The sequence below is a fragment of the Streptomyces sp. NPDC003327 genome (assembly GCF_053589515.1).
In genome coordinates this window covers 223,553-237,383 of the sequence record NZ_JBSFSA010000001.1, presented here as the reverse complement: position 1 = coordinate 237,383, position 13,831 = coordinate 223,553, and the positions used below count along the sequence as shown (strand labels likewise).

At 71.5% G+C, this 13,831-nt stretch carries 11 protein-coding genes; all 11 read left to right on the top strand.

The features are described from left to right. Window positions 1–47: 47 nt before the first annotated feature. Window positions 48–1,205: a sensor histidine kinase gene (locus ACWDVG_RS01110; protein WP_451694907.1), complete on the top strand. Its 1,158-nt coding sequence runs from the start codon at window positions 48–50 to the stop codon at window positions 1,203–1,205. A 149-nt stretch (window positions 1,206–1,354) separates the two neighbouring features. Further along, window positions 1,355–2,884 carry a bifunctional tetrahydrofolate synthase/dihydrofolate synthase gene (folC, locus tag ACWDVG_RS01105; protein WP_451694905.1) on the top strand — a complete coding sequence of 510 codons (1,530 nt, stop codon included), beginning with the start codon at window positions 1,355–1,357 and terminating at the stop codon, window positions 2,882–2,884. A gap of 5 nt (window positions 2,885–2,889) precedes the next feature. Further along, window positions 2,890–3,231: a DUF4233 domain-containing protein gene (locus ACWDVG_RS01100; RefSeq protein ID WP_451694903.1), complete on the top strand. Its 342-nt coding sequence runs from the start codon at window positions 2,890–2,892 to the stop codon at window positions 3,229–3,231. 94 nt (window positions 3,232–3,325) lie between these two features. Then, window positions 3,326–3,736, top strand: coding sequence for a nucleoside-diphosphate kinase (gene ndk / locus ACWDVG_RS01095; protein WP_451694901.1), 411 nt, complete (start codon window positions 3,326–3,328; stop codon window positions 3,734–3,736). 228 nt (window positions 3,737–3,964) lie between these two features. Then, a complete protein-coding gene (locus ACWDVG_RS01090; protein WP_017239313.1) occupies window positions 3,965–4,984 on the top strand; it encodes a rod shape-determining protein in 1,020 nt (339 codons plus the stop codon). Window positions 4,985–5,087: 103 nt separating this feature from the next. Next, window positions 5,088–6,116, top strand: coding sequence for a rod shape-determining protein MreC (gene mreC / locus ACWDVG_RS01085; RefSeq protein ID WP_451694899.1), 1,029 nt, complete (start codon window positions 5,088–5,090; stop codon window positions 6,114–6,116). Continuing rightward, window positions 6,113–6,781, top strand: a complete 669-nt coding sequence (gene mreD, locus ACWDVG_RS01080) for a rod shape-determining protein MreD (RefSeq protein WP_451694897.1) — start codon at window positions 6,113–6,115, stop codon at window positions 6,779–6,781. Before mreC ends, mreD begins: the two co-directional genes overlap by 4 nt. A gap of 19 nt (window positions 6,782–6,800) precedes the next feature. After that, window positions 6,801–9,014, top strand: coding sequence for a penicillin-binding protein 2 (mrdA, locus tag ACWDVG_RS01075; RefSeq protein WP_451694895.1), 2,214 nt, complete (start codon window positions 6,801–6,803; stop codon window positions 9,012–9,014). Between the two features lie 4 nt (window positions 9,015–9,018). Beyond that, window positions 9,019–10,218, top strand: coding sequence for a rod shape-determining protein RodA (rodA, locus tag ACWDVG_RS01070; RefSeq protein ID WP_451694893.1), 1,200 nt, complete (start codon window positions 9,019–9,021; stop codon window positions 10,216–10,218). Window positions 10,219–10,237: 19 nt separating this feature from the next. Continuing rightward, the gene (locus ACWDVG_RS01065; protein WP_451694891.1) at window positions 10,238–11,779 is read left to right on the top strand and encodes a CYTH and CHAD domain-containing protein; all 1,542 of its coding nucleotides are present in this window, start codon (window positions 10,238–10,240) and stop codon (window positions 11,777–11,779) included. A 52-nt stretch (window positions 11,780–11,831) separates the two neighbouring features. Continuing rightward, window positions 11,832–13,760, top strand: a complete 1,929-nt coding sequence (locus ACWDVG_RS01060) for a TIGR03960 family B12-binding radical SAM protein (protein WP_451694889.1) — start codon at window positions 11,832–11,834, stop codon at window positions 13,758–13,760. The last annotated feature ends 71 nt before the right edge of the window (window positions 13,761–13,831 follow it).

The window sequence follows — 13,831 nt, the reverse complement described above, 5'->3', positions numbered from 1 at the left end:
ACCGCGGTCCGTGGGGCCGGGACGCGAGACCCGGGATGATGGGAGGCATGCCCCGCCTCCCCGCCGTCCCCGCGCTGCGCCGTCGCGCGGACCGGTGGGCCGGCTCCCCCCGGGCCCTGGACGTCGTCGCCGCGCTGAGCGCCTTCGCCCTGATGGTCCTGGACGTGCCGGGCCTCGCCCGCGCCGACAACTCGCTGACCGGGGTCACCGCCACCCTGGTCCTCGCCGCCGGAGCGGCCACCCTGGTGCTGCGGCGCAGGCTGCCGTGGATCCCGTACGTCGTCGCGCTCGTCCTGATGGGCTGGCTGCACGAGCTGACCATGATCCAGTTCGCGCTGTACTCGCTCGGCCGCTACCGGGGCCGGCGGCCCGCCGTCGCCGCGACCGTGCTGTACGTCGGCGTCGCCTACGCCCTCTTCCACACGCCCGGCTGGCCCCTGCGGCACGGCGCCACCCTGAGCGACTTCCTGAGCCTGGTCGTGCCGATCGGCGTCCTCGCGGCGGGCGTCGGCATCGCCGCGTACCGGCAGGACCTCGTCCGCGCCCTGGAGGCGCAGCGCCGCGAGGCCGCCGCCCGGCAGGCCGTCCAGGAGGAACGCATCCAAGTCGGCCGGGACGTCCACGACCTGGTCGGCCGGGAGCTGACCGTCCTCGCCGTGCGGGCCGAGGTCCTCGCCGTACGGGCCAGGGGCGAGGCCCACCAGAAGGACTTCGAGGAGCTGGCGGACACCGCGCGGCGCGCCCACCTCATGCTCAACGAGACGATCGTCCGCCGCGCCGACCGGGAGGACGCGGCCGCGCCGGGCGGCCTGGAGGGCCTCGCGGCCCTCGCGCGGGAGAGCGAGCGCATGGGCAGCCCGGTGGAACTGGCGGTCGCGGAGGAGGCCAAGGCGCTGTCCCCGCTGCGGCAGGCGGCCGTCCACCGGGTCGTCCAGGAGTGCCTCACGAACGCCGCCAAGCACGCGCCGGGCCTCGCCGTGCGGGTCCTGATCACCGTCGCGGGGCCCGACCTGCGCGTGGAGGTCCGCAACCCGCTGCCGAAGGCCCCGCCGGAGCGGACCCCCGTGTCGACCGGCACCGGGCTCGTCTCCATGGAGGAACGGGTCACGAGCATGGGCGGCACGCTGCGGGCCCGCCCGGAGGCGGGGGAGTACGTGGTGACGGCCCGGCTCCCGTCGGGCCTGCGCCGCCCGGGCGGGGTCTGAGGGGCGGAGCCCCGCCGGGCGCGGGCGCGGCCGGCCGGGCTCCGTCGGAGGGCCCGCGTCGCCGGTGGTGCCCGGCCGGCGGGCTGCCCGCTTGTCCCGAATGGGGTGGGTCCGTGGCCGTGTCGGCCCCCCTCCGTAGACTGGGGTCCGTGAGTGAGCCCCGCGACCCGTTCGACGCCGCCGACGACCCGTCCGACCCGTCCGATGTCTTCGACGACATCGTCGACGCCGAGACAGACCGCGACCCCGACCTGGCGGTGATCGAGGCCGGCAGCCGCACCCTGCGCGCGCAGGCCGGCCCGCCGCAGGGCGACCCCGTGCCCGGCCGGCCCGAGGACCCGGAGCTCGACCGCGCCCTGCGCGAGGTCGAGACCGAGCTGTCCACCCGCTGGGGCGAGACCAAGCTGGAGCCGTCGGTCAAGCGGATCGCGGCGCTGATGGACGTGCTGGGCGAGCCGCAGCGCGCGTACCCCTCGATCCACATCACCGGCACCAACGGCAAGACGTCGACGGCCCGCATGATCGAGGTGCTGCTCGGCGCCTTCGAACTGCGCACCGGCCGGTACACCTCGCCCCACGTGCAGACGATCACCGAGCGCATCAGCCTGGACGGCGCCCCGATCTCCGCCGAGCGGTTCGTCGAGACGTACCGGGACATCCAGCCGTACGTGGAGATGGTCGACGCGCGCGAGGAGATCCGGCTCTCCTTCTTCGAGGTCCTCACCGGAATGGCGTACGCGGCCTTCGCGGACGCCCCCGTGGACGCGGCCGTCGTCGAGGTCGGCATGGGCGGCACCTGGGACGCGACCAACGTCATCGACGCGTCCGTCGCCGTCGTCACCCCGATCGACCTCGACCACACCGACCGGCTCGGCGGCACGCCCGGCGAGATCGCCGGCGAGAAGTCCGGGATCATCAAGCAGGGCGCGACCGTGATCCTGGCGCAGCAGCCGGTCGACGCGGCCCAGGTCCTGCTGAAGAAGGCCGTCGACGCGGACGCCACCGTGGCCCGCGAGGGCATGGAGTTCGGCGTCGTCTCGCGCGAGATCGCGGTCGGCGGCCAGCTCCTCACGCTGCGCGGCCTCGGCGGCGAGTACGACGGCGTCTTCCTGCCGCTGTACGGCGCCCACCAGGCGCACAACGCGGCGGTGGCGCTCGCCGCGGTCGAGGCCTTCTTCGGCATCGGCGCCCAGCACGCCCGCACCCTGGACGTCGAGACCGTCCGCCGGGCCTTCGCCCAGGTCGCCTCGCCGGGCCGCCTGGAGGTCGTCCGCTCCTCGCCGACCGTCGTCCTGGACGCCGCGCACAACCCGCACGGCGCGCGGGCCACGGCCGAGGGCATCAGCGAGGCCTTCGGGTTCTCCCGGCTGATCGGCGTCGTCTCGACCAGCGCCGACAAGGACGCCCGCGGGCTCCTCGAGGCCTTCGAGCCGATCTTCGCGGAGGTCGTGATCACGGCGAACTCCAACCCGCGGGCCACGGACGTCGACGCGCTCGCCGCGATCGCGGTCGAGGTCTTCGGCGAGGACCGTGTCGTGGTCGAGCCGCGGCTGCCCGACGCCCTCGACGCGGCGATCACGCTCGCGGAGGAGGAGGCCGAGTTCGGCGGCGCCGGCGTCCTCGTGACCGGCTCGATCTTCACGGTCGGCGACGCCCGGCTGCTGCTGCGAAGGGGCTGAACCCGATGCGTACGCTCTGTTCCTCCACGCTCATCGGCGAGTTCTTCGTGATCGGCTTCGCCGGTCTCGTCGCCATGAAGGACGACGGCCTGGAGATGTCCACGGTGTGGACGGTCTGCGGGATCGCGATGGCCGTGTCGGTGCTGCTGTGCGGGATGATCACCCGTCCCGGTGGCGTGCAGCTCGGCTGGGCGCTCCAGGTCGGCCTGATCCTCAGCGGCTTCTTCGTCCCGACGATGTTCTTCCTCGGCGTGGTCTTCGCCGCGCTGTGGTGGGCCTCGGTGCACTACGGCCGGAAGATCGACGACATCAAGGCCCGCTGGGCCGAGTCCCAGGCGGCCCCGTAGGGCTCCGCAGGGCCTGACGCTGCGTAATCGACAGGGGGAGGGGCCCTGTAGCCTCGGACACCCGCACACACCGCTTTTCCGAAGGAGTTCCCCCGTGAGCCAGCGCACGCTCGTCCTGCTCAAGCCCGACGCCGTCCGCCGTGGCCTGATCGGCGAGATCATCGGCCGCATCGAGCGCAAGGCGGGCTGGACCATCGCGGCCCTGGAGCTGCGCGAGCTCGACCAGGACACGCTGGAGCAGCACTACGGCGAGCACAAGGGCAAGCCCTTCTACGAGCCGCTGATGGGCTTCATGGCGTCCGGCCCGGTCGTCGCGCTCGTCGTCGAGGGCGAGCGGGTCATCGAGGGCGTCCGCCAGCTGGCCGGCCCGACCGACCCGATCGCCGCCGCCCCGGGCTCCATCCGCGGCGACTACGGCACCATCGTCCGGGAGAACCTCATCCACGCGTCCGACTCCGAGGAGTCCGCCGCGCGCGAGCTGAAGATCTTCTTCCCCGGCCTCTGATCCGGATGCCGAGCTGACCCGGCGTCAGCCGAACAGCAGCCAGTTGTGGGGCGACCGAAGGAATTTCGGTCGCCCCCAGGCATATGAACGCCCATCCCGGGAACGGATCGCCGCGTCCTACCGTCACCTATACAGAGGTGGACCACCGCGCGGTATCCGCGTGAGCGGCACTACGATGGAAAACTCCACGCCGCACCACCCTCAGCCATGGGAAACAAGGGGAACTCAATGTCGTTCATCGGCCGTGACATGGCTGTCGACCTCGGGACCGCCAACACGCTGGTGTACGTCAGGGGTCGAGGCATCGTTCTGAACGAGCCGTCCGTCGTCGCGATCAACACCAACACCGGCGGCATCCTGGCGGTCGGTGCCGAGGCGAAGAAGATGATCGGGCGGACCCCCGGCAACATCGTCGCCGTGCGCCCGCTGAAGGACGGCGTCATCGCCGACTTCGAGATCACCGAGCGGATGCTCCGCTACTTCATCCTCAAGATCCACAAGCGCCGCTACCTGGCCCGCCCCCGCGTCGTCGTCTGCGTCCCCTCCGGCATCACCGGAGTGGAGCGCCGCGCCGTCATCGAGGCGTCGACGCAGGCCGGTGCCCGACAGGTGCACATCATCGAGGAGCCCATGGCGGCCGCCATCGGCTCGGGCCTCCCCGTCCACGAGGCCACCGGCAACATGGTCGTCGACATCGGTGGCGGCACCACCGAGGTCGCCGTGATCTCCCTCGGAGGAATCGTCACGGCACAGTCGATCCGGGTCGCCGGCGACGAGCTGGACAACGCGATCATCCAGCACATCAAGAAGGAGTACTCGCTCCTCCTCGGTGAGCGGACCGCCGAACAGATCAAGATCACCATCGGCTCCGCGTACGACCTCGACAAGGACGAGCACACCGAGATCCGCGGCCGCGACCTCGTCTCCGGTCTCCCCAAGACCGTGGTCATCTCGGCCGCCGAGGTCCGCAAGGCCATCGAGGAGCCGGTCAACGCGATCGTCGACGCCGTCAAGACGACGCTCGACAAGTGCCCGCCGGAGCTCAGCGGTGACGTGATGGACCGCGGCATCGTTCTCACGGGTGGCGGCGCCCTGCTGCGCGGCCTCGACGAGCGACTGCGCCGCGAGACCGGCATGCCGATCCACATCGCCGAGGACCCGCTGGACTCGGTGGCCCTCGGCTCCGGCAAGTGCGTCGAGGAGTTCGAGGCCCTCCAGCAGGTCCTGGACGCCCAGCCGCGCCGCTAGGCCACCGCACCACCCCGCAGGACCCCGGACCGTACGCACCACACCCGCACCGCCCGCAGAAACCTGCACGACGAACCACGAGGAAAGGGCACGGCCGCCGCACGTGAGGGACACACGAGAGAGCCGGCTGCTCCTGGTGCTGCTGATCGCCATCGCGTTCGCACTGATCACGGTGGACATCCGCGGCGGCCAGGAGTCGCCGGTGGACGGCGCCCGGCAGGCCGCCGCCGCGGTCTTCGGACCGGTCGAGAACGGCGTCGCGGCGGCCGTCGATCCGATCGGCAACGCCATAGGCGCCGTTCGCGACTCCGGCGAGCGCCACAACCGGATCGCCGCCCTGGAGAAGGAGAACGCCGAACTCAAGGCGGCGCTCGGCAGCGACGACCGCAACCGCAGCAGGCTGCGCGAGCTCGACACGATCCTGAAGACCGCCGGAGCCGGGCAGTACGGCATCAAGGGCGCCCAGGTCATCGCCATAGGAGCGGCCCAGGGCTTCTCCTGGACCGTCACCATCGACGTCGGCGCCCGCGACGGCATCAAGCGGGACATGACCGTCCTCAACGGCGCCGGGCTCGTCGGCCGCGTCACCACCGTCGGCCCGTCGACCTCCACGGTCCTGCTCGCCAACGACCCCGACTTCACCGTCGGCACCCGGATGGAGAAGACCGACGAACTGGGCTTCGCCACCGGGCAGGGCGACCGGCCGCTCCTCGTGCAGCTCCTCAACGGCAAGGCCAAGGTGAAGCCCGGCGACCGCCTTGTCACCTTCGGCTCGCGCGCGGACAAGCCCTTCGTGCCCGGCGTGCCGGTCGGCGAGGTCGTCCGCGTCGACCCCGCGGGCGGCGGCCTCACCCGCAACGTCTACGTCCGCCCGTACGTCGGCTTCACCAAGCTCGACATCGTCGGCGTCGTCGTCCAGGCCCCGCGCTCGGACCCGCGCGACATGGTCCTGCCGCAGAAGCCCAAGCCGGCCCCGACCGTCACCGTCACGGTCACCCCGCCGCCGCCCGCGGACGGCCAGAAGCCCGCCGACGGCCAGAAGCCCGCCGACGCGCAGCAGCAGGACGGCAACCAGAACCAGGGCCAGAACCAGAATCAGCAGGCGCAGGACGAGGGGGACGCGACACCGTGAAGTTCAACCGCATCCTCCTCTCCGCGACCCTGATCGTGGTCGCCCTCGTCGTCCAGGTCTCCGTCCTCGCCCGCCTCCAGCTCCCCGGAGCCGTCCCCGACCTCGTCCTCCTCACGGTCGTCGGACTCGCCCTCGTGTACGGGCCCGTCAGCGGCTCCCTCATCGGCTTCAGCGCCGGCCTGCTCGCCGACCTCGCGCCGCCCGCCGACCACGCCGCCGGACGCTACGCCCTCGTGCTCTGCGTCATCGGCTACCTCGTCGGCCTCGCCCGGCCCGAGAACGGCCGGCTCACCTCCGCCACCGGCCCGATGGCCGTCGTCGTCGCGGCCGCCGTCGGCTCCACCCTCCTGTACGCGGGCGTCGGCGCCCTCGTCGGCGACACCGCCGCCCGCCATGTCGGCCTCGGTTTCCTGCTGTTCACCGCGGCCCTCTACGACCTGCTCCTCGCGCCGTTCACGGTGCCGCTCATCATGGCCCTGGCCCGCCGGGCCGAGAACGACCCGGTCGCCGACGCCACCGCCGGCAGCGGCGCCGACGTCTCCTCCGGCTGGCTCTCGTCCGGCACCGGCCTCAGGATCGGCACCCAGCGCGGCGGCCTGCGCGTGAAGGCCGCACGGAGCCGCGCCTCACGCGCCGGACGCATCAAGGGAGTCAAGCGACTGTGACCGAGGGGGAACGCGCAGCATGAGCAACATCCCCGAGACCGGACGGACCCCCCGGGTCCAGATCCGGCTCGTCGTCATCCAGGTCCTCGTCTTCTCGCTGCTGCTCACCCTGGGCGGCCGCCTCTGGTACCTCCAGATCCGCAACGGCAAGGAGTACACGGACGAGGCGAAGAACAACCACGTCCAGCAGGTCGTCCAGCCCGCCGTCCGCGGCTCCATCCTGGACGCCCGCGGCGTCCCGCTCGCCGACAACGAGACCCGGCTCGTCGTCTCCGCGTCCCGCACCGAGCTCATGAAGATGAAGGACGACGGCAAGGCCGTCCTCACCCGGCTCGCCGCCGTCCTCGACATGAAGCCCCAGGACGTCATCAACAAGATCCGGCTCTGCGACTCCCAGACGCCCAAGCCCTGCTGGAACGGCTCGCCCTACCAGCCGATTCCCGTCACCGACGAGGCCACCACCCAGCAGGCCCTCCAGATCCGCGAGCGCGCCGAGGACTTCCCCGGCATCACCGCCGAACCGACCGCCGTCCGCCGCTACCCGGCCCCCGGCAAGGCCCGCACCTCGCAGGTCCTCGGCTACCTCTCGCCCGTCACCGACGAGGAGATCGAGAAGGCCAAGGACACCGACTCGCCGTTCCTCCGCTCCGACCAGGTCGGCCGCTCCGGCCTGGAGCGCACCTACGACAAGCAGCTGCGCGGCAAGGCCGGCGTCACCCGCTACGAGGTCGACAACCTCGGCCGCGTCATCGGCCAGGCCAAGAACGACCCCGCCGTCCCCGGCTCCAACGTGGTCACCTCCATCGACGCCCGCGTCCAGGCGGTCGCCGAGTGGGAGCTGCACAACGCGATGGTCGAGGCCCGCAAGGTCCACGACCGCAACACCAACGAGAACTACAAGGCGGACGCCGGCGCCGTCGTCGTGATGGAGACGAAGACCGGCCGGATCGTCGCCATGGCCTCGCTGCCCGACTACGACCCCAACGCCTGGGTCGGCGGCATCGCCGCCAAGGACTACGCGGCCCTGACCGGCAAGAACTCCAACTTCCCGCTCCTCAACCGGGCCATCCAGGGCCAGGCCGCGCCCGGCTCCATCTTCAAGGTCATCCCCACCGCCGCCGCCGTCAACGCCGGGTACGACTTCAACGGCCGCTACCCGTGCCCCTCCTCGTACTCCATCGGCAACCAGGTCTTCAAGAACTTCGAGTCCCAGGGCCACGGCAGCATCACCCTCGGCCAGGCGCTCGAAGTCTCCTGCGACACCGTCTACTACGCCCTCTCCCACCAGCAGTGGCAGAAGGACGGCGGTCTGCGGCCGAAGAAGGACGCCAAGGACTGGTTCTACAAGACGGCCCGTCAGTTCGGCCTCGGCGCCGAGACCGGCATCGACCTCCCCAACGAGGTCACGGGCCGCGTCCCCGACCGGAAGTGGAAGCAGACCTTCTGGGAGGACAACAAGGAGTACTGGTGCAAGGTCGGCAAGCGCGGCGGCACCTACGTCCAGCAGCTCTCCTACGAGAACTGCCTCGAAGGCAACCTCATGCGCGCCGGTGACTCCGTCAACTACTCCATCGGCCAGGGCGACACCCTCGTCACCCCCATCCAGATGGCCACCATCTACGCCGCCATCGCCAACGGCGGCACCCTGTGGAACCCCACCGTGGGCAAGGCGATCGTCAGCCCCGACGGCAAGAAGATCACCGAGATCAGGCCCAAGTCCCACGGCAGGCTCCCCATGGACGCCAAGACCCAGGCGTTGATAGAGGAAGCCCTCGCGGGAGTCGCCACGCGCGGCACCGCCGCCTGGCGCTTCGGCGGCTGGCCGCAGGACAAGATCCCGATGCACGCCAAGACCGGCACCGCCGAGGTCTACGGCAAGCAGACGACCTCCTGGTTCGCCACGTACACCAAGGACTACTCGATCGTCATGACGATCTCCCAGGGTGGTACGGGCTCGGGCGCCTCCGGCCCCGCCGTGCGCAACATCTACGACGCGCTCTACGGACTCGACGACGCCGGCAACCAGGACCTGAAGCGCGCCCTGCTCCCGCAGCCGCAGAAGACCCTGCCGAAGATCGAGGCCGACGGCTCCATCGACGCCCCGAAGATCGGCCCGTACGACCCCGAGGCCCAGAAGGTGGACCCGAACGCGCCGAAGGACGGCACCAAGCCCCCTCAGCCGGACGACGACCAGGAACTCGCCGGACCGCCCGCCGCCTGGCAGAGGGACTGAGCCCATGACCGCACCCCACGGCTTCTCCGTCTCCCGGTACGCACCCGAGCGCGGCGCCCTCGCCCGGCTCACCGCCCGCGACTCGGTGCTGCGCCGCCTCGACTGGCCGATGCTCCTCTCGGCGCTCGCGCTCTCCCTCGTCGGCGCGCTGCTCGTGTGGTCCGCCACCCGCAACCGCACCGAGCTGAACAACGGCGACCCGTACTACTTCCTCTTCCGGCACGTCCTCAACACCGGCATCGGCCTCGCCCTGATGATCGGCACGATCTGGCTCGGCCACCGCACCCTGCGCGGAGCCGTACCGATCCTCTACGGCGTGTCGGTCCTCCTGATCCTCGCCGTCCTCACCCCGCTCGGCGCCACCATCAACGGCGCCCACGCGTGGATCGTCATCGGCGGCGGCTTCTCGCTCCAGCCCAGCGAGTTCGTCAAGATCACGATCATCCTGGTCATGGCGATGCTGCTCGCCGCCAAGGTCGACGCCGGCGACCAGCTCCACCCCGACCACCGGACCGTCGCCAAGGCCCTGGTGCTCGCCGCCCTGCCGATGGGCATCGTCATGCTGATGCCCGACCTCGGCTCCGTCATGGTGATGGCCGTCATCGTGCTCGGCGTCCTCCTCGCCTCCGGCGCCTCCAACCGCTGGGTCCTCGGCCTCATCGGCGCGGGCGTCACCGGCGCGGTCCTCGTCACCGCGCTCGGCATGCTCGACGAGTACCAGATCAACCGCTTCGCGGCCTTCGCCAACCCCGAACTCGACCCGGCGGGCGTCGGCTACAACACCAACCAGGCCCGCATCGCGATCGGCTCCGGCGGCCTCCTCGGCGCCGGACTCTTCAAGGGCTCGCAGACCACCGGCCAGTTCGTCCCCGAACAGCAGACCGACTTCGTCTTCACGGTGGCGGGCGAGGAGCTCGGCTTCGTCGGCGCCGGGCTCATCCTCGTCCTGCTCGGCGTCGTCCTCTGGCGCGCCTGCCGGATCGCCCGCGAGACGACCGAGCTGTACGGCACGGTCGTCGCCGCCGGCATCATCGCCTGGTTCGCCTTCCAGTCCTTCGAGAACATCGGCATGACCCTCGGCATCATGCCCGTGGCCGGCCTGCCGCTGCCGTTCGTCTCGTACGGCGGTTCCTCGATGTTCGCCGTGTGGGTGGCGATCGGACTCCTCCAGTCGATCCGGGTCCAACGGCCCATAACGGCCTGAAGGCCGCTAGATTCGAGGCATGGCGGAGACGAAACGCGAGATCGAGCGGAAGTACGAAGCCACCGGGGAGACGCGGCTGCCGGACCTCACCCGCGTCCCCGGAGTGGCCACGGTCACCGACGAGGGCGTCAGCGAACTCGACGCCGTCTACTACGACACCCCGGGCCTGCGGCTCGCCGCGGACGCCCTCACCCTGCGCCGCCGCACCGGCGGCGCGGACGCCGGCTGGCACCTGAAGTTCCCAGTCGCCTCCGGAATCCGCGACGAGGTCAGAGCCCCGCTCTCGGACACGCTCCCGCGGTCCCTCGCGGGGCTCCTGCGCTCCCGCGTCCGCGACGACGACGTCGTCCCCGTCGTACGGCTCCGCTCCTCCCGCGACGTCCGGCACCTCCTCGACGGCGACGGCGGCCTCCTCGCCGAGCTCTCCGTCGACACCGTGCACGCCGAGCGCCTCACCGGCACGGGCGAGGCCGCCTGGACCGAGATCGAGGTCGAGCTCGCCGACGACGCCGACCCGGCCCTCCTCGACGCCGTCGAGAAGCGCCTCGGGAAGGCCGGCATCCGGCCCTCCACGTCCTCCTCCAAGCTGGCCAGGGCCCTCGCCGAGACCGGAGCCGAGCCGGCCGGACCCCGGCGGGCCAAGGGCGCCCGCCGCGAGGACGCCGGCCCCGAGGACGGCACCGCGGGCGCCGCCGTCCTCGCCTACGTACGCGAACAGGTCGACGCGATCGTCGCCCACGACCCCGCCGTACGCCGCGACCTGCCCGACGCCCTCCACCAGCTCCGCGTCGCCTGCCGCCGCCTGCGCAGCGCCTTCAAGAGCTACCGGCGCGTCCTCGACCGCACCGCCACCGACCCGCTCGGCGAGGAGCTGAAGTGGCTCGCCGGGGAACTCGGCGTCGCCCGCGACCAGGAGGTCCTCGACGAGCGGCTGCGCGCCCGCGTCGACGAGCTGCCCGACACCCTCGTCCTCGGCCCGGTCAGGGCCCGGCTGCGCCGCAGGGACGCAGCCCGCGGCCGGAACGCCCGGGAGCGCGCCCTCGCCGCGCTCGACTCCGACCGCTACCTCCACCTCCTCGCCCGGCTCGACGCCTACGTCGCCGCCCCCGCCCTCCGCAAGGCCGCGGGCCGCGACGCCGCGCGGGTCCTCGCCCGCGCCGTGCGCAAGGACCACGACCGGCTCGGCGCCCGGATCGAGCGCGCCCTCGCCCTCGCCCCCGGCGAGCAGCGCGACCTCGCCCTCCACGAGGCCCGCAAGGCCGCCAAACGCGCGCGGTACGCCGCCGACGCGGCCCGCCCCACCCTCGGGAAGCCCGCCGAACGGCTGGCGAAGCGGGTGAAGGCCGTCCAGTCCCTCCTCGGCGAACACCAGGACGCCGTCGTCGCCCGCAGCGCCCTGCGCGAGCTCGGACTGCAGGCCCACGGCGTCGGTGAATCGGCCTTCACCTGGGGACTTCTATACGGCCACGAGGAGGCGGCGGCCGCGGCGGCGCAGCGGGAGCTGCCGGGGGTCTGGGCCCGGGCCTCAGCCGGGGAACTCGACGCGGCTCTGACCCACTGAGCACCGGGGTACGCTTGAGAGTCGCCCCCCTGCCAGCTCACGAAGGTTCGAGATGTCTGCTGCCGAGTCTGTCTTCCCGCAGCTCGAAGCTCTGCTCCCGCACGTGCAGAAGCCGATTCAGTACGTCGGTGGAGAGCTGAACTCCACGGTCAAGCCGTGGGAGTCCGCCGACGTCCGCTGGGCGCTGATGTACCCGGACGCGTACGAGGTCGGTCTGCCCAACCAGGGCGTCATGATCCTCTACGAGGTGCTCAACGAGCGCGAGGGCGTCCTCGCCGAGCGCACCTACAGCGTGTGGCCGGACCTCGAAGAGCTGATGCGCGAGCACAAGGTGCCCCAGTTCACCGTGGACAGCCACCGCCCCGTCGGCGCGTTCGACGTCTTCGGCCTGAGCTTCTCCACCGAGCTGGGCTACACCAACATGCTCACCGCGCTCGACCTGGCGGGCATCCCGCTGGAGTCGAAGGACCGGACGGTCGACCACCCCATCGTGCTCGCCGGCGGCCACGCGGCCTTCAACCCCGAGCCGATCGCGGACTTCATCGACGCGGCCATCATCGGCGACGGCGAGCAGGCCGTCCTCGACATGACCGAGATCATCCGTGGGTGGAAGGCGGAGGGCCGCCCCGGCGGCCGCGAGGAGGTCCTCCTCCGCCTCGCCAAGACCGGCGCGGTCTACATCCCGGCGTTCTACGACGTCGAGTACCTGCCCGACGGCCGCATCGGCCGCGTCGTGCCCAACCGGTCCGGCGTGCCGTGGCGCGTCTCCAAGCACACCGTCATGGACCTCGACGAGTGGCCGTACCCCAAGCAGCCCCTCGTCCCGCTCGCCGAGACCGTCCATGAGCGGATGTCCGTCGAGATCTTCCGCGGCTGCACCCGCGGCTGCCGCTTCTGCCAGGCCGGCATGATCACGCGCCCCGTGCGGGAGCGAAGCATCACCGGCATCGGCGAGATGGTGGAGAAGGGCCTCAAGGCCACCGGCTTCGAGGAGGTCGGCCTGCTCTCGCTGTCCTCCGCGGACCACTCCGAGATCGGCGACATCGCCAAGGGCCTCGCCGACCGGTACGAGGAAGACAAGATCGGCCTCTCGCTGCCCTCGACCCGCGTGGACGCCTTCAACGTCGACCTCGCGAACGAGCTCACGCGCAACGGCCGCCGCTCCGGCCTCACCTTCGCCCCCGAGGGCGGCTCCGAGCGCATGCGCAAGGTCATCAACAAGATGGTCTCGGAGGAGGACCTGATCCGGACCGTCTCCACCGCGTACGGCAACGGCTGGCGCCAGGTGAAGCTGTACTTCATGTGCGGCCTGCCGACGGAGACCGACGAGGACGTCCTCCAGATCGCCGACATGGCGATGAACGTGATCGCCGAGGGCCGCAAGGTCTCCGGCCAGAACGACATCCGCTGCACCGTCTCCATCGGCGGCTTCGTCCCCAAGCCGCACACCCCCTTCCAGTGGGCCCCGCAGCTCTCCGCCGAGGAGACCGACGAGCGCCTGGCGAAGCTCCGCGACAAGATCCGCGGTGACAAGAAGTACGGCCGCTCCATCGGCTTCCGCTACCACGACGGCAAGCCCGGCATCGTCGAGGGCCTGCTCTCGCGCGGCGACCGCCGCATCGGCGCCGTCATCCGCGCGGTCTACGAGGACGGCGGCCGCTTCGACGGCTGGCGCGAGTACTTCTCGTACGACCGCTGGATGGCCTGCGCCGAGAAGACGCTGCCCGAGTTCGGCGTCGACGTCGCCTGGTACACCACCCGCGAGCGCACCTACGAGGAGGTCCTGCCCTGGGACCACCTGGACTCCGGTCTCGACAAGGACTGGCTCTGGGAGGACTGGCAGGACGCCCTCGACGAGACCGAGGTCGAGGACTGCCGCTGGACCCCGTGCTTCGACTGCGGCGTCTGCCCGCAGATGGACACCCACATCCAGATCGGCCCGACGGGCAAGAAGCTGCTGCCGCTGACCGTGGTCAAGTAGTTCCGTAGTCCCGTAACGCTCCGACGACGGCCCGCCCCGGGTGAACCCCGGGGCGGGCCGTCGCGTCATCT

Coding starts and splice junctions, on each gene's coding strand:
- ACWDVG_RS01090 (WP_017239313.1), top strand. CDS start 3,965: ATGTCGTTCATCGGCCGTGACATGGCTGTCGACCTCGGGACCGCCAAC.
- ACWDVG_RS01110 (WP_451694907.1), top strand. CDS start 48: ATGCCCCGCCTCCCCGCCGTCCCCGCGCTGCGCCGTCGCGCGGACCGG.
- rodA (WP_451694893.1), top strand. CDS start 9,019: ATGACCGCACCCCACGGCTTCTCCGTCTCCCGGTACGCACCCGAGCGC.
- ACWDVG_RS01060 (WP_451694889.1), top strand. CDS start 11,832: ATGTCTGCTGCCGAGTCTGTCTTCCCGCAGCTCGAAGCTCTGCTCCCG.
- ACWDVG_RS01100 (WP_451694903.1), top strand. CDS start 2,890: ATGCGTACGCTCTGTTCCTCCACGCTCATCGGCGAGTTCTTCGTGATC.
- mrdA (WP_451694895.1), top strand. CDS start 6,801: ATGAGCAACATCCCCGAGACCGGACGGACCCCCCGGGTCCAGATCCGG.
- ACWDVG_RS01065 (WP_451694891.1), top strand. CDS start 10,238: ATGGCGGAGACGAAACGCGAGATCGAGCGGAAGTACGAAGCCACCGGG.